Consider the following 15,842-nt stretch of genomic DNA (forward strand, 5'->3'; position numbering starts at 1 on the left):
TGCGGGGGCGGGCGAGCACCGGCCACACCCGCACGGATTAGCCTTGCCTTCATGAGGTATCACCGGGTCCGCTCCGGACGGGCGCGCGCACTGCTGGCAGGACTCGCGGCGGGCCTGCTCGTACTCACCGCCGCCTGCGACAGCCCCGAACCCGCCGGCGCCGCCACCCAGCAGGGTCCGGCCACCGCGGTCCTCGACGACCTGGATCCGGTACCGATCACTCCGCCGCCCACGCCGGTTCTGCCGGCCACCGTCCGCTCCTTCGACGGCGCCGATGTCACGGTCGCCGACGCGAGCCGGATCGTCGCCGCCGATCGGTACGGCACCCTCGCCCAGATCGTCTGGGCGCTGGGCCTGGGCGAGAACCTGGTCGGCCGCAGCACCGCGGCGGCGTTCCCCGCCGTCGCGCACCTGCCGAACGTTACCGGCGGCAACGGCGCCCTGAATGTGGAATCGATCCTGGCATTGCGACCCAGTGTGTTCCTCACCGACACCACCAGCGCATCTCCGGCGGTCCGGGAACAGTTGCGCGCCACCGGGGTCACCGTCGTCTACTTCGACCCGGAACGCACCATGGAAGGGGTGGTCCCACAGATCGAGGCGGTCGCCGCCGCCCTCGGGGTGCCGCAGCGCGGTCAGGAGCTCGGCCGCCGTACCAGCGACGAGATCGCGGCCGCCTCCGCCGCCGTCCCCGCCCCGGATCCGCGGCTGCGCATCGCGTTCCTGTACCTGCGCTCCAGCGCCATCACCATGCTGGCCGGGCCCGGCTCCGGCGCCGACGCACTCATCGCCGCGCTCGATGCCGAGGACGCCGGGCAGCGGGCCGGGCTGACCGAACCGTTCACCGCCATCACCAGCGAAGCCATGATCGCGGCCGCTCCCGACGTGCTGCTGGTCATGACCGACGGAATGAAATCGATCGGCGGAGTCGACGGGATCTCCCGGATCCCCGGAATCGCGCAGACGCCGGCGGGCCGCAACAAGCGGATCGTCGATATGTCCGACGCGGTGCTGTTGTCGTTCGGGCCCAATACCGGCCGTGTCATCTCCGCGCTGTCCGACGCCGTATACGGCCGGACCGGCGCATGAGCGGGGCGGGCCCGGAGGCGGCAGCGCAGCGTAACCACGGAGGACCCTCGGTCATGCCGTTGGATGCGGCATGACCGTCGACCTGGAGAAACCACCCGCACCCCTGAATACCGGTCACCCGCGCCGCCGCGCGGTCCTCGCCTTCACCGTCGCTGTCGTGGCGCTGGTTGTACTGGCCCTGGCCTCCGCCGCCATCGGGCAGGTCCCCACCACGCCCGCCGAGGTCGCCGGCAGCGTCGCGCACCGGATAGGCCTGGCCTGTGGCCCGCTGCCCGCCCACCCGGCCGGGGAGGTCACGCTGTGGGAGGTCCGGTTCCCACGCGTGGTCCTGGCGATCCTGGTCGGCGCTGCCCTGGCCACCGCCGGCGCGCTGCTCCAAGGTGTCTTCGCCAATCCGCTCGCCGAACCCGGCGTCATCGGAGTGTCCTCGGGTGCCGCGGTGGGCGCCGGGACGGTGATCGTGTTCGGCGGGGCCTTCGTGGCCGCCTGGTCGGTCGCGGCGGCCGCATTCGCCGCCGGACTGATCACCACCGCCCTGGTGTACCTGCTGTCGCGAGCGAACGGTCGCACCGAAGTGGTGACACTGGTACTCACCGGTGTCGCGATCAACGCGTTCGCCGGCGGGCTCATCGCGTTCCTGCTGTTCGTCGCCTCGCCCGCGGCACGCGACCAGATCGTGTTCTGGCAGCTCGGCAGCCTCAACGGCGCCACCTGGGATGCGGTCACGGTCGTCGCGATCCTGACCGCCGCCGGGATCGCCGCCGCGGTCCTCGTCGCGCCCCGACTGGACCTGCTCGCGCTCGGTGAATCCGCGGCCCGCCATCTCGGCGTCGACGTGGAACGGTTGCGACGCACGGTGATCGTGATCGTCGCCGTGCTGACCACCGCGGGGGTGGCCTTCACCGGCATCATCCTGTTCGTCGGCCTGATCGTGCCGCATGTGGTGCGGATGGTCGTCGGCCCCGGCCACCGGGCCCTGGTCCCGGTCAGCGCGGCCACCGGTGCGGTGGTGCTCCTGGCCGCCGATGTCGCCGCCCGCTCCCTGGTCGACAACGCCGACCTACCGCTGGGCATGCTCACCTCGCTCATCGGCGCCCCGTTCTTCTTCTGGCTGCTGCGCCGCACCCGGGCCCGGGCGGGAGGTTGGGCATGACCGCGGAAACCACCACACTGCGCGACGGGCTCACCGGTTTGCTGCGGCGCGGTCACGATCTGCCCGGCACCCCGGAACCGGGCCGCGTCACGCTGCGCGCCCGGGGAGTCACCCTGGACCGGCACGGGGGCGGCGGCGGGACACGGCGGGTACTCGACGACGTCGATTTCGAGGTCGCCGCCGGCGAGGTCGTGGCTTTGGTGGGGCCCAACGGCGCCGGAAAATCGACTCTGCTCGCGGTACTCGCGGGGGAACTGGACCCCGGCCGAGGCAGCGTCGAACTCGACGGCCATCCGCTCGACCGGTGGACACCCATCGATATGGCCCGCCGCCGCGCGGTACTGCCGCAGTCGCATACGGTGGGCTTCCCGTTCAGCGCCGCGGAGGTGGTCGCCATGGGGCGCGCACCCTGGCAGCGCACCCCGCACGCCGGCCGCGACGACGAGGTGATCGCGGCCGCCATGGCCGCCACCGACAGCACTCACCTCGCCGGCCGGTCGTTCCCGAGCCTGTCCGGCGGGGAACGCGCGCGCGTCGCACTGGCCCGGGTGCTGGCCCAGGACACCGCGACCCTGCTGCTGGACGAACCGACCGCCGCCCTGGACCTGGGGCATCAGGAAGCCGTGCTCGCCCTCGCCGCGGACCGCGCCGCGGCCGGTGCCGCGGTGGTGGTCGTCCTGCACGATCTGGCGTCCGCCGCCGCCTACGCCGACCGTGTCGCGGTACTGGACGACGGACGCGTCGCCGCCGCCGGGCCCCCGCGCGAGGTACTCACCGGTGAGTTGCTCAGCCGCGTCTACCGGTACCCGGTCGAGGTCCTCGACCACCCGGACACCGGTGCGCAACTGGTGCTGCCCGCCCGCCCCGCACGCGGCTGAGGCGTCACTGCGGCCGGGCGGCGCGTGATCCCGGACGCCAGACGAGTTTCAGCACGGCCGGGGTCAGCAGCATCCGGACGACCGTCGCGTCCAGCACCAGGGCCGCGATCATGCCGTAGGCGATGTACTTCATCATCACCAGCTCCGAGAAACCGAACGCGCCCGTCACCACGATGAGGATCGCCGCCGCCGAGGTGATCACCCCACCGGTGTGCGCGATCCCGTACCGGATGGCCTCCGGCGGGTCGGCTCCCGCGGCCCGCGCCTCCACCACCCGCGACAGCAGGAACACCTCGTAGTCGGTCGACAGCCCGAACACCACGGTCACGATCAGCACCAGCACCGCGAACATCAACGGCCCCGGCGTGAAATCGAACAGCCGCGCCCCGTGCCCCTCCACGAAGATCCAGGTCAGGATGCCGAGCGTGGCACCCAGGCTCAGCGCCGACATCGCCACCGCCTTCACCGCCAGGATCAGCGACCGGAACGCCGCGTACATCAGCGCCAGCGCCGCCGCCACCAGTACGGCCGCCAGCAACGGCAACCCGTCGAGCAGGCCGTGGATGCTGTCGCGTTCCAGCGCCGGCACGCCCGCCACCATCACCCGCACACCGTCCGGTTCCTCGATACCGCGCAGTACCGCGATCGCGGTGTCGGCGGCCCGATCGTCGACGAGCCCCGCCTGCAGCACATTGATCCCGGCACGGGTGGGAGCGGCGGGTTCGAACGGACCCGTCAATCCTGGAGTGGCATTGGCCTGCAGGCGGATATCGCTCAGCTGGGACGCGTCCGCACCGGTCACGACCAGACGCAGCGGTTCGGTCCGGAAACCCGGGAACAGCGCGTCGAACTCTTCCTGCGCCATCCGCGCCGGATTGTCCTGCGCCAGATACTTCTCGCTCAGACCCCCGAACTCGATATGCCGGAACGGCACCATCAGCAGCAGCAGGCCCAGTACCACCGGAACAATCACCGCCCACGGCCGCGCCATGGACCACCCCGCCAGCCGGGAGAAGATCCCGCGATCGATCTCGGCCTCGGTACCGGCCCGCGCGAACCGCCGCCACTGCCACAGATCGATCCGCGGGCCCGCGATCGCCAGCATCGCCGGGAGCGCGGTCACCGACAGCACCGCCGCCAGCAGCACCGAACTGATTCCGCCGTAGGGCACCGACCGCAGCACTCCGTTCGGGAAGATCAACAGCGCGCCCAGGCTCACCGCGATGATCGCCGCCGAGAACAGCACCGTGCGGCCCGCCGTGGCGACCGTCCGCGCCACCGCCTCCTCCACAGCGCGACCCGCGGCCAGTTCCTCCCGGAACCGGGTGACGGTGAACAGCCCGTAGTCGATCGCCAGGCCCAGACTCACCAGCGTCACCACGGCACTGGCGAAAACGTTCACCTCGATATAGCCGGTGAGCAGCCGCATAATGCCCTGGGTGCCCAGGATCGTCATCCCGCCGATCAGCACCGGGAGCATGGCGGCCACCACGCCGCCGAACACGAAGTACAGCAGGATCGCCACCAGCGGCAGCGCGATCATCTCCGCCCGCCGGATATCGTCCTGCATCCCGGTATTGATGCCCTCCACCACCGGCTGCAGGCCCGCCGCCTGCACCGTCGTACCGGCGGGGCCGGTACCGGGACCGCCGGCCGCCAGTTCGCCGACGATCGCCTGGTAGTTGTCGACGGTCGCCGACCCTTCACCCCGCAGGCCGATACTGGCGAACGCGTGAGTGCGTGAATCGTCGGCGAACTGCCCCGACAGTGCGCTGTCCCAGTAGCTGTCGATCCGCAGCACCCGGTCGGGATGGTCGCGCAGCAGTCCGGCCAGCTGGGCGGTCACCGCCGCCCGCACCTCCGGATCGTCCACGGTGCGCCCCGGCGGCGCGGTGTACAGGGCGATCACATCACTGTCGGTGTCCCGGCCGAAGGTCGCATCGGCCAGTTTCGAGGCCGCCACCGATTCGCTCGACTCGTCGAACCACCCCTCCTGGGTCAACCGGTCCGCGAGATCCCGGCCGTACAGACCCGATGCCGCCACCAGTGCCAGGAAGACCACGAGTACCGCGATCCGGTGCCGGTACACGAAACGACCCCACCGCTGGGATTCCGCCGGGTACATCCGCGCGCCCGCCGCCTAGCCGCACGCCGCGGTTCGGTAATCGGCCGAACGCAGGATCCCGCACAGATCGGTCCGCGACAGCTTCCACGCGCCGTCGAGATAGATGAAATGCACCACGGTGGTACGGACGGCCGTGCCGGAGCCGTCCTTGTCCAGTCGCAAGGTCGCGGTCACCGTACCGTCGTGGTTGTCGAACACCGGATCGGTGACCCCGTACACGGCCCGCGGATTGTCCTGCAGCGCCTTGTACATATCGGGGATCGCCTGCGCGAACGCCTCCCCATCCTCGATCAGCGCGGTCCGCTCGGAATCCGGCAGCGCCGGATCCAGCGCCCGTTTGATCTGCCCGTCCAGTTCGGCGGCCGTCGGGAGCGAGCGGGACGCGAGCTCCTGCGAGGTCGCCGCCGCGGACGAGGACAGCGCGGCCTTCGCCGAGGATCGCGCCGCCGCCACCGCCTCCTCGTCGACCCCGGACCCACAGGCGGTCACCGAAACCGCTGCCACGAGCAGAATGACGAGTGACATAAATCCGGCGCGCGCACCGCGCACCAGCCGGAAAACAGATGTGTACCGCATCACGTCATGAATACCATCATTCACTGCATACCTTCGATCACCGACCCGATCCGGGCCAGCAACGCCCGCACGGTCGGAACATTACGGCCTCGCGGCGGCGGCTCGGCGGCGGGGAGCAGATCGCGCACCAGTGCCACCACACTGCGGGTGTCGTCGAGATCGGTATCCGTCACATGGGTTTCCGCGACGGCGACCACGTCCTCGGGCCCGGGCACCTCCTCGGGATGGAGATCGGGCCGATAGACCTCCAGGCGCAGTGTCGCCCGCACCGTGCGGAACGCGAACGAGCGCCCGTCACCGGTACGACCGAATCCGTGCGCGAACGGGCCCGTGGTCACCTCGTCGGCGGAAAAACCCGGCACCTCGTGCATCGTCAACTCCTGACCTCCGCACCGTCTGATCCGTACGTTAACCCGGCCCATACCGGAGCCCGGCTGCCGACACCCCACATACCCCGCTGGCACCGCCGCCAACCCCGTCGTGATCAGATATTCGAATGCAGCATCGGTCGTTTCCGGACACAGAGCACCGGGTCCGGCGCCGGAGACCACGCGGTACCGTCGCCGCGTTACTGCTCACCGCAGTCGTCGCGCTGACCGGCTGCTCGGGCGACGGCGAGCCCGGCCCCGGCGACGTACCCACCCGCGAACCGGCGACACCGGCGGTTTCACCACCGATCACCACCGCCCCCGCGGGGCGGGTCTATCCGGCCCCGACCGCACTCACCGCCCTCGTGGGCGACGCGGGCAGTGGAAACCTCGCCGGCCTCGACCCCGCCGGCACCACCCTCACGGTCTTCACCCCGGCCACCGAGCCGCCCACGACCCATGGGGTACGGCTACCGGCCCCGGCCGCGGCGATCGCCGCCGGCACCGCCGGGGAGATCCTCGCGGCCGCCGACGGCGCGATCCTGCGCGTCGACGCCGCGACCCGCGCTGTCACCCGTATTCCCGTCGACGGCGCGCTGCGCAGTGTGCGCTCCCGCCCGGACGGCACCCTGATCGCCGGCACCGCCGACGGCCGGGTCCTGTTCCTCGACCGGGAGGGCCGCGTCCAGCGGACCGTGTCCGGTCTGGTGTCCGCCGACGCGATCGCCCTCACCGGTGACACCCTCGCCGTGCTGGACCGCCGCCAGACCCTGCTCACCGAGATAACAGCCGGTGCGGAGCGGCTCGGGCTCGCGCTCCGGGCCGGGGCCGGGGCCGTGAACCTCGTCGAAGCGTCCTACGACCGGGTCGTCGTCACCGATCCCGACAGCGGCCAGCTCCTGGTCTTCACCACCGATCCACTCGTGCTGCGTCAGCGCTACCCGGTAGGATCGTCGCCTTACGCACTCGCCTACGACCGGCGTTCTGACACCGTATGGGCGACGTGCACACAGAGCAACGAGATCGTCGGCTACGACCTGTCGACGGGAACACCGCGCGAGGTGGGCCGATATCCGACGATCCGGCAGCCGAACGCGGTGACCGCCGACGACACGACCGGCGATCTCTACATCGGCTCCGCGACCGAACCGGGTCTGCAGCGCATCCCCGCGGACCAGCGCAAGAGAGGGCAGTGATGGCATCCACTCGACGTGCAGCGACCTCGCGCACCACGCTCCCGGCCACCTGGGAGACAAGCGGCGACGACTACGAGTACATACCGCTGCGCCTGCCGCCCGATGTCACCCGGGTCACCGCCTCGATGCGGCTGGCGATCCAGGCCGAGTACGGCGGCTGGGAACTCTCCCGCGTCCGCGCCTACACCGACGGCAGCCGCCGCGTCCTCTTGCGCCGCCGCAAAACCGCGCTGACCAGCCCCGCGGGGCATTCCGTGGAGCTATGAGCGTGCTGTATCGATTACTGCTGCGGGTCATGTTCCTGGTCCCGCCGGAACGCATCCACCGTCTCGTGTTCGGGGTGATCCGCGCGGCCACCGCGCTCGCCCCCACCCGGGCCCTGTTGCACCGGGTGTTCGGCGTGGACGATCCCATCCTCCGGACCACCGCTTTCGGGGTGGAATTCGCCGCTCCGCTCGGGATGGCCGCCGGATTCGACAAGGATGCGACCGGCGTCGACGCCTGGGGTGCACTCGGCTTCGGATTCGCCGAAATCGGGACCGTCACCGCCGCCGCCCAACCCGGCAACCCGCAACCCCGCCTGTTCCGGCTCCCCGACGACCGGGCCCTCATCAACCGGATGGGTTTCAACAACCACGGCGCCGCGGCCGCGGCCGCCCGGCTGCACGAGCGGAAGACGAACGTGCCGATCGGCGCGAACATCGGCAAGACCAAAGTGGTCGACGCGGCCCACGCCGCCGAGGACTACGCCACCAGCGCTCGGCTGCTGGGCCCGCTCGCCGATTTCGTGGTCGTCAATGTCAGTTCGCCCAATACCCCGGGGCTGCGGGATCTGCAGGCCGTGGAATCACTGCGCCCGGTCCTCACCGCCGTGCTCGACAGCGTGCGGGTCCCGGTACTGGTGAAGATCGCCCCGGACCTGTCCGACGAGGACATCGACGCGGCCGCCGATCTGGCGGTGGAACTCGGCGTGGCCGGTATCGTCGCCACCAACACCACCATCGGCCGCACCGGACTCGCCAGCGACCCCGACAAGGTCGCCGCGATCGGGGCCGGTGGACTGTCCGGCCCGCCGGTCGCCGACCGCTCGCTGGAAGTGCTGCGGCGGCTGTACGCCCGGGTCGGCGACCGGCTGGTGCTGGTCTCGGTGGGCGGGATCGAAACCCCCGAGCAGGCGTGGGAACGAATCCTGGCCGGGGCTTCGCTGCTGCAGGGTTACACCGGCTTCATCTACGGCGGGCCACTGTGGACCCGGAGCATCCACCGCGGTATCGCGGCCCGGCTGCGGGCCGGCGGTTATCGCAGCCTGGCCGACGCCGTGGGCGCCGGCCACGCCGCGCACCGCTGAGCGGACCGGCCACTCACGCGGCGGAGCCGCTTCGGATGGCGCCGGGGCCGCCCCGGTGCGGAACCGCGCCCGGCGGCAGCCGATCGTGCATGAACTGCGACTCCAGCAGCCGGGCCTCCACCCGGTTCGCCAGCAGCACGACCACCTGCTCCCAGACCAGCCCGAGCAGATCCACCGACTCGGCGGCACGGGCCAGCGCCGTCTCGTCGTACACCAGCGCGGGATCGGACAATGACTCGTCCACGGCCATACCGGCATAGGCCTGCTCGAACGACAGATCACGGCCGGGCAGCCAGCTCAGCCGCCACCACGAGCCGTGGCGGGTCTGCACGCGTTCGGCGAATTCGGGGGAGATACCGCTGGTCATCAGCCAGTCGGTGATATGGATGGTCACAGCTGCCTCCTCAGGGGGCTCGGCACCGAGACCGGGCCGGAGAAACGGCCGGCACGGCATCGCTGCCGTCGGGGGGATGAACGACGAATCTGCGCGGGCGCTCAGCGCGCCCCGACTGGGGATGTCTCCGGATCGGCGCCTGCACGACCGGCGTACCGGCGCTTTCCGTAACGGTGGCCGCAGAGCAGGGCTGTCGTCGCTGTCATCACAGGCCCTCCCGTTCCTCTGATCGAGGGAAAAGCTACCCCGAATGTGTCATTTGACAGTTCTGCGGGTCAATGCCAATGTCAAACGCCGTTTGCACTATGGTTATTGCCAATCGCCGCGCGGCTGAAACCTCCGGGGGGTGGCGGCACAGCAGAAAGGGCTGCCGAATGGTCCCCCACGACGACACGGCCATCGTCGCCATCCGCAATATCCTCACCCGGCTCTGCAAGAGGTCCGGCCTGAGCTCCGACCGCCTGAACACCACCGAAATCGACGTCGATCCCCTCCTCGACCTCCCGGTGGTCCGGCGCTGGGCCGCCACCCACGGGACCACTCCCCTCGCCGCCGTCCCGCCCGTCGTCCGGGAACATGCCCGGCGGCTGCCACCGACCCATCGGGTCATCACCGACGCGGAACTGGCCCTCGGGCTCCTCCGCGAAACCGCCCCCACCGGCATCGATCCCACCGCGCTCTACTCCCAGGACCTCGGCACCCGGCGCGAATACCTCTCCGCACACTGGCGGAGACTCCACGAAATCGCCGGCGCCGACCCCATTCCCCCGGCCCCCACCGTCCGTTCCCTGCGGGCGACCCCCGAACGCCGGGCCTTCACCGCCTTGGCCGCGCTCCTGGTCACCGGCACCGTCTATCGGGACGACAGCGCCGCCCCCGGAACCACCCGGCACCGGCCCCGCGGCACCGTCGGCACCCTCACCGTCGTCGGCGACGCGGTGATCGACCACATCTACCGCGTCGACACCATCCCCGACGCCCGCGGCTTCGCCCGCGGCCGGTTCAGCGACAACCCGGGCGGCAAAGGACTCAACCGCGCGGTCGCCGCCGCCCGGCTCGGTATCGACGTCCGCCTCGTCACGACCATCGGCGACGACCCGGCCGGCCAGCGGATCCTCGACTACCTGCGCGCCGAGCGGGTCGACACCTCCCTGGTCAAGGTGGTCCCCCAGGCCACGACGCCCATTACCGCGCTCATCGTCAGCAGAACCGGAATCACCGGCACGATCTTCTGCGAGGACGACCGCATCCGGCTCACCGGCACCGAACTGATCGGGCCCGCCGTACGCGCCGCGCTCACCGAGACCGATGCCGTGCTGGTCACCCTGGAGCCACCCCTGCCCGTGATCGAACAGGTCCTGGCCACGGTCCAGGCCCTGCCCGACCGGCCCACGCTTCTGCTGACCGCCTCCGAGATCGACTCCCCCCAGATCCTTTACCGGTACCTGTCCACCGTCGACTACCTGATCGGTTCCACCAAGGAACTCGACAGCATGGTTCCCGAGATCACCGCCCGCTCGGGCCCGCATATCGCCCAGCAACTCCAGATGCTGGGCACCCGAACCGTCTGTGTCGTAGAGGATTTCGGTTGTACGGTTCGCTCCGACCGGATCGCGCTCGATATCCCCCGTTTCCAGGCCGCTGCCCTCACCGACGTCCCCGGCTCGCGTGGCGCCTTCTCCGCCGCTCTCGTCTACCGGCTGCTGACAGCGGCGAAACCCGCCGCGGATACGCGTCGCATCGCCGACGAACAGGACTACAACTGGGCCACCGCCGCCATGGTCGCCACCCAGTCCTTCGCCGGGGATGTGCCCGGCGCCATGCCGACCGTCGACGAGGTGGACCGGATCATCCGCCTCACCGCCGAAAAACACTGAGGTGCACACATCCGCCCTGCGGCCGGCCGACCTCACCGACTCGCCGCGCACAGAGTGCGTACCGGACGAACCGGGCGTAAAGTCACCTATCGGCCCGCCATCGCACGGCAGCGACCCCGATCGGCGGGCCGAGCGCTGCGCAGGCCCTCCACCGGGCGCGAGACCGCCGGAACACCCGTATTCCGGCGGAGATATCGGCCTCGTTCACGGAACCGCACAACCACCGAAGGAGTATCGAACTTGAGCGCAGCCGCCGAAACCGGGCACCGATTCACCCGGAACGGACGGGAGAGCCGGTTGCGCGTACTCGCCGTCGACGGCAATCCCGGCCTCGGCCACCTGCTGATCTTCGGCGATCCGGACGACGACTGTCTCGTCCGGGTGCACTCCCGCTGCCTCTACGGCGAGGCCCTCGGCTCCCAGGACTGCGACTGCGGACCCGAACTCCACAGGTCACTCGACCTCATCCAGGACGCCGGGGCCGGCGTCCTGGTCTACCTCGAACAAGAAGGCCGCGGCGCCGGGCTCATCGCCAAAGCGCTCGGCTACCGGGAAGCCGAGCGTGCCGGTGTGGACACCTTCACCGCCTACCGCAATCTCGGCTATCCCGACGACTGCCGCGGCTATCAGCACGCCGCGAACAGTCTGCTCAAACTCGGACTCACCCGGGTACGCCTGCTCACCAACAATCCCGACAAAGTACACGCACTGCGCGAGGCGGGACTGACAGTTCTCCCCGAACCGCTCTACACAGAACCGCTGAGCGACCGCGCCGCCGCCTATCTCGACGCCAAGCGCCGCCATCGCGGCCACTGGATCCCGACCACGAACCCCGGGGCCTGAACACCACCGCAGATCTCGCTCGGCGACGATCCGCCCGCGGCGCCGGCGACAGCCGCGCACGCTGGCGAATTCGCATCCTGGACACCGAATACTCGGTAACATAGTGATCCACATCACTGCCGCGGCGACCGTCTCGGCGGTACCGGTGGTACCCGGTCCGCGGCATCCAGCACCGGGATCGGACCATGACCACAGAAATCGTCTACCGGCACCGCACGGGCGCCCTCGTCGACACCGTGCCTGCGGCCTTCCAGCAGACCATCACCCTGCGACCCGACGCCGTCGCGCTGCGCACCGTCGGCGGCACGCAGCAGATCACCTGGCGCGAGTACGGCGAGCGGGTCCGGGTGATCGCCGCCGGACTGTCCGCACTGGGCCTCGGCCGCGGCGACACCCTCGGCGTGATGCTCACCAACCGGCCGGAATTCAACCTCGTCGACACCGCCGCCCTGCACGTCGGCGCCACCCCGTTCTCCGTTTACAACACCTGCTCCCCGGAGCAGGTCGCGCATGCCTTCACCAACGCCGGAAACAACATCGTCGTGACCGAACAGCAGTTCCTCGGCACCGTCCGCGCCGCGGGCGTCACGCTCGACCACATCGTCCTCGTCGACGGGCCCGCGGAAGGCACCACCACTCTGGCGGACCTGGAAGCCGCCCCCGACCCGGATTTCGACTTCGAGGCCGCGTGGCGGGCCGTCGAACCCGGCGACCTGGTCACCGTCATCTACACCTCCGGCACCACCGGCCCATCCAAGGGGGTCGAGCTCACCCACCGCAATGTGCTCGCTCAGATCATCGCGCTGAACAGCGGCCCCATGGACGTCGGGCTCGACGACCGTGCCCTGTCCTATCTGCCCGCCGCGCACGTCGCCGACCGCATCTCCGGGCACGCCATCAACCTCGTCACCGGTATCCAGATCACCACTGTCCCCGACCCCCGGGAGATCGCCGCCGCGCTCCCGGACGCCCGGCCGACGGTGTTCTTCGGCGTGCCGCGGGTCTGGCAGAAGATCAAAGGCGGCGTCGAAGCGAAACTGGCCGCCGAAACCGGCGCCAAGAAAGCCGTCGCGAAGTGGGCCGTGGCCACCGGAATCGCCGCCGCCCGAGCCGATCTCGCCGGCACCGGCCGCGGCCCACTACTAGGTCTGCAGCACCGCGTCGCCGAGAAACTGCTCCTCGGCAAGGTGCGTGCCGCCCTCGGCCTCGCGGACCTGCGCGTCGCGTCCTCGGGCGCCGCGCCCATTCCACCGGAAACCCTCGAATTCTTCCTGGGCCTCGGATTCTGCGTCTCCGAGGTCTGGGGTATGTCGGAGACCAGCGGTGTCGCCACCTACACCGAACTGGACAAACCCCGCCCCGGCTCGGTGGGACGCCCGGTCGACGGCGTCGAGCTGCGCCTCGCCGACGACGGTGAGGTCCTCGTGCGCGGCGAGATCGTCACCCACGGCTACCGCGGTATGCCCGAGAAAACCGCGGAGGCGCTCGACGCGCAGGGGTGGCTGCACACCGGCGATATCGGCACTCTCGACCCCGACGGCTATCTCCGGATCATCGACCGCAAGAAGGAGATGATCATCAACGCGAGCGGCAAGAACATCGCGCCGAGCAATATCGAGAACGCCGTGAAAGCGGCCTCCTCGCTGGTGGGCCAGGTCGTTGCGCTCGGCGAAGCCCAGCCCTATATCACCGCACTCATCGTGCTCGATGCGGATATGGCCGCCGTACGGGCCAAAGAGATCGACGCCGCGGCAGCCGATATCGGGCAGCTGGCGCGACGACCCGAGGTCATCGAGGACGTGCGGGCGGCGGTCGCGGCGGGGAACGCGAAACTGTCCCGGGTGGAACAGATCAAACGATTCACCATCGTCGATACGGTCTGGGAACCCGGCGGTGACGAACTCACCCCGAAGATGTCGCTCAAACGAGCGCCGATCGCCACGAAGTACGCGGCACAGATCGAAGCGCTCTGCGCCGACTCACCACCCGAGACCGTGATCGAGGTACGAGCCCGGTGAACAGCGCGGTGGCCCCGGCGGGTATACCGCCGGGGCACCACCGGGCCGCGCGAAATTACTTCTGCTCGTAGGTGCCGACCAGAATCGCCCGCGCCAGAGTGTGCGAGAACAGGTTGAATCCGAGGAACGCCGGGGAAGCCTCCGGCGGCACGCCCAGCGAGTCCACATCCACCGCGTGCACCACGATGAAGTAGCGGTGCGGACCGTGTCCGGCAGGCGGGGCCGCCCCGACGTAGCCCGCGAACCCGCCGTCGTTACGGAGCGTCACCGCGCCGGACGGCAATTCGCCGCCCTCACTGCCGGCCCCGGCGGGCAGCTCCGTCACCGATACGGGGATATCCGCCACCGCCCAGTGCCAGAAACCGGAAGCCGTCGGCGCGTCGGGGTCGTAGACCGTCACCGCGAAACTCTTGGTCTCCGCCGGGAATCCCGACCAGCTCAGCTGCGGCGACACATCCGCACCGCCGGCACCGAAGACACCACTGACCTGAGCGTTGCCCAACGGCGCACCGTCGGACACATCGGTGGAGGTCAGGGTGAACGACGGAACCGAAGGCAGGGCGTCGTAGGGGTTGTCGGCCATGTTCTCCTCTTTCGAATCGGATCAGCTGTGCAACAGGAAGTGTTCCAGCACCTCGGTGCCGAATTCGAGCGCGTCGACCGGAACACGTTCGTCCACACCGTGGAACAGGGCCGCGAAATCCAGCTCCGGCGGCAACCGGAGTGGCGCGAACCCGAAACACCGGATACCCAGATGCGCGAAAGCTTTCGCGTCCGTGCCTCCGGAGAGCATGTACGGGACAGTCCGGCCCTGCGGGTCGTGGGCCAGGATCGCGTCGTTCATCGCGTCCACGAGATGACCGTCGAAGGTCGTTTCGTAGGAGTCGAGTTTGGTGATCCACTCCCGCTCCACATCCGGACCGATGAGTTCGTCCACTTCCCGTTCGAACGCGGCCTGCCGGCCCGGGATCACCCGGCAGTCCACCACCGCCTCCGCGGTCTGCGGAATGACATTCGCCTTGTACCCCGCGTTCAGCATGGTCGGGTTGGCGGTATCACGCAGGGTCGCGCCGATGATCCGGGAAATGGACCCCAGCTTGGCCAGCGTGCCCTCGATATCGGGGCTGCCCGGATCGAACTCCAGCCCGGACTCCTCCGATACGGCGGCCAGAAACTCGGCGACCGAATCGGAGAGCACGAGCGGGAACGTATGGGTGCCCAGGCGCGCCACCGCGGCCGCCAGGATGGTGACGGCGTTGTCCTCGTGCAGGAACGAACCGTGGCCCGCGCGCGCTTTCACGCGCAACCGCATCCAGCCCAGCCCCTTCTCCGCCGTCTCCACCAGATAGAGGCGCCGTTCACCGCCGTCCGGGCGCGGGACGGTCAGGGAGAAACCGCCGACCTCGCCCACCGCCTCGGTGACGCCCTCGAAGAGGTCGGGCCGGTGCTCCACCAGCCAATGCGATCCCCATTTCCCGCCGGCCTCCTCATCGGCCAGGAAGGCGAAGACCAGGTCCCGGGGCGGCACCGTCCCCTCGATCTTGAACTGGCGGGCCACCGCCAGCATCATCCCCACCATGTCCTTCATATCGATCGCGCCGCGACCCCACACGTAACCGTCCTGGACGGCGCCCGAGAACGGGTGCACACTCCAGTCCGCCGCCTGGGCGGGCACCACGTCGAGGTGCCCGTGCATCAGCAGCGCGCCGCGACTCGGATCGGCGCCCGGCAGCCGTGCGAAGACATTGCCGCGGCCCGGTGCGCCGGATTCCACATATTCGGTGGTGTATCCGGCGTCTTCCAGTTGCCGCGCCACCCATTCGGCACACTCTCGTTCGCCCTTGGTGGTCGCGAGATCGCCGGTATTGGAGGTGTCGAACCGGATCAGCGTGCTGACCAGCTCCACCACCTCTGCCACGGCACGAGAACGAGCAGAACCCGAATTTTCACCTGTAGCGGCCACGACCCCTTCCTACC

At 69.9% G+C, this 15,842-nt stretch carries 15 protein-coding genes; 9 read left to right on the top strand and 6 right to left on the bottom strand.

What is annotated here, in order from left to right; genetic code table 11:
* Positions 1–51 precede the first annotated feature (51 nt).
* From IG75_RS0105155 to IG75_RS0105165, 3 genes are all read left to right on the top strand, one after another.
* Positions 52–1,089 carry a heme/hemin ABC transporter substrate-binding protein gene (locus tag IG75_RS0105155; RefSeq protein WP_030519993.1) on the top strand — a complete coding sequence of 346 codons (1,038 nt, stop codon included), beginning with the start codon at positions 52–54 and terminating at the stop codon, positions 1,087–1,089.
* A gap of 70 nt (positions 1,090–1,159) precedes the next feature.
* Positions 1,160–2,242 (top strand): FecCD family ABC transporter permease, encoded by a 1,083-nt coding sequence (locus tag IG75_RS0105160; RefSeq protein WP_030519994.1) that lies wholly within the window; start codon positions 1,160–1,162, stop codon positions 2,240–2,242.
* A complete protein-coding gene (locus tag IG75_RS0105165; protein WP_030519995.1) occupies positions 2,239–3,120 on the top strand; it encodes a heme ABC transporter ATP-binding protein in 882 nt (293 codons plus the stop codon). The genes IG75_RS0105160 and IG75_RS0105165 overlap by 4 nt, the downstream gene beginning before the upstream one ends.
* Positions 3,121–3,124: 4 nt before the next feature.
* On the opposite strand, the gene IG75_RS0105170 is transcribed toward IG75_RS0105165, so the two are convergent.
* The 3 genes from IG75_RS0105170 to IG75_RS0105180 are packed head-to-tail and all read right to left on the bottom strand — an operon-like array spanning position 3,125 to position 6,192.
* Positions 3,125–5,245 (bottom strand): MMPL family transporter, encoded by a 2,121-nt coding sequence (locus IG75_RS0105170; RefSeq protein ID WP_030519996.1) that lies wholly within the window; start codon positions 5,243–5,245, stop codon positions 3,125–3,127.
* Between the two features lie 15 nt (positions 5,246–5,260).
* The gene (locus IG75_RS0105175) at positions 5,261–5,821 is read right to left on the bottom strand and encodes a WKL family lipoprotein (RefSeq protein WP_030519997.1); all 561 of its coding nucleotides are present in this window, start codon (positions 5,819–5,821) and stop codon (positions 5,261–5,263) included.
* 20 nt (positions 5,822–5,841) lie between these two features.
* The gene (locus tag IG75_RS0105180; protein ID WP_036512174.1) at positions 5,842–6,192 is read right to left on the bottom strand and encodes a hypothetical protein; all 351 of its coding nucleotides are present in this window, start codon (positions 6,190–6,192) and stop codon (positions 5,842–5,844) included.
* Between the two features lie 125 nt (positions 6,193–6,317).
* Between IG75_RS0105180 and IG75_RS0105185 the strand changes: the two genes are divergently transcribed.
* The 3 genes from IG75_RS0105185 to IG75_RS0105195 are packed head-to-tail and all read left to right on the top strand — an operon-like array spanning position 6,318 to position 8,733.
* Positions 6,318–7,385 (top strand): NHL repeat-containing protein, encoded by a 1,068-nt coding sequence (locus tag IG75_RS0105185; RefSeq protein ID WP_245713078.1) that lies wholly within the window; start codon positions 6,318–6,320, stop codon positions 7,383–7,385.
* Positions 7,385–7,651, top strand: a complete 267-nt coding sequence (locus IG75_RS0105190) for a DUF5703 family protein (RefSeq protein ID WP_030520000.1) — start codon at positions 7,385–7,387, stop codon at positions 7,649–7,651. The genes IG75_RS0105185 and IG75_RS0105190 overlap by 1 nt, the downstream gene beginning before the upstream one ends.
* 5 nt (positions 7,652–7,656) lie before the next feature.
* A complete protein-coding gene (locus tag IG75_RS0105195) occupies positions 7,657–8,733 on the top strand; it encodes a quinone-dependent dihydroorotate dehydrogenase (RefSeq protein ID WP_063045237.1) in 1,077 nt (358 codons plus the stop codon).
* A gap of 13 nt (positions 8,734–8,746) precedes the next feature.
* Here IG75_RS0105195 and IG75_RS0105200 read toward each other — a convergent pair whose 3' ends face one another.
* Positions 8,747–9,127 carry a hypothetical protein gene (locus IG75_RS0105200; protein ID WP_063834088.1) on the bottom strand — a complete coding sequence of 127 codons (381 nt, stop codon included), beginning with the start codon at positions 9,125–9,127 and terminating at the stop codon, positions 8,747–8,749.
* A 374-nt stretch (positions 9,128–9,501) separates the two neighbouring features.
* Between IG75_RS0105200 and IG75_RS0105205 the strand changes: the two genes are divergently transcribed.
* The 3 genes from IG75_RS0105205 (at position 9,502) to IG75_RS0105215 (ending at position 13,865) form a co-directional block, all read left to right on the top strand.
* Positions 9,502–11,004, top strand: a complete 1,503-nt coding sequence (locus IG75_RS0105205; RefSeq protein WP_030520003.1) for a carbohydrate kinase family protein — start codon at positions 9,502–9,504, stop codon at positions 11,002–11,004.
* Between the two features lie 240 nt (positions 11,005–11,244).
* Complete coding sequence (locus IG75_RS0105210; RefSeq protein WP_051714220.1) at positions 11,245–11,847, top strand: GTP cyclohydrolase II; 603 nt, start codon at positions 11,245–11,247, stop codon at positions 11,845–11,847.
* A gap of 185 nt (positions 11,848–12,032) precedes the next feature.
* The gene (locus IG75_RS0105215; RefSeq protein ID WP_030520005.1) at positions 12,033–13,865 is read left to right on the top strand and encodes an AMP-dependent synthetase/ligase; all 1,833 of its coding nucleotides are present in this window, start codon (positions 12,033–12,035) and stop codon (positions 13,863–13,865) included.
* 55 nt (positions 13,866–13,920) lie between these two features.
* Here IG75_RS0105215 and IG75_RS0105220 read toward each other — a convergent pair whose 3' ends face one another.
* Entirely contained in the window at positions 13,921–14,448 is a 528-nt protein-coding gene (locus IG75_RS0105220; RefSeq protein WP_030520006.1) for a YbhB/YbcL family Raf kinase inhibitor-like protein, read from the bottom strand.
* Positions 14,449–14,469: 21 nt separating this feature from the next.
* Positions 14,470–15,828: a M20/M25/M40 family metallo-hydrolase gene (locus IG75_RS0105225; RefSeq protein WP_030520007.1), complete on the bottom strand. Its 1,359-nt coding sequence runs from the start codon at positions 15,826–15,828 to the stop codon at positions 14,470–14,472.
* Positions 15,829–15,842: the final 14 nt, after the last annotated feature.

It is taken from the genome of Nocardia rhamnosiphila NBRC 108938 (assembly GCF_000720425.1).
Taxonomy (GTDB): Bacteria; Actinomycetota; Actinomycetes; order Mycobacteriales; family Mycobacteriaceae; genus Nocardia; species Nocardia rhamnosiphila.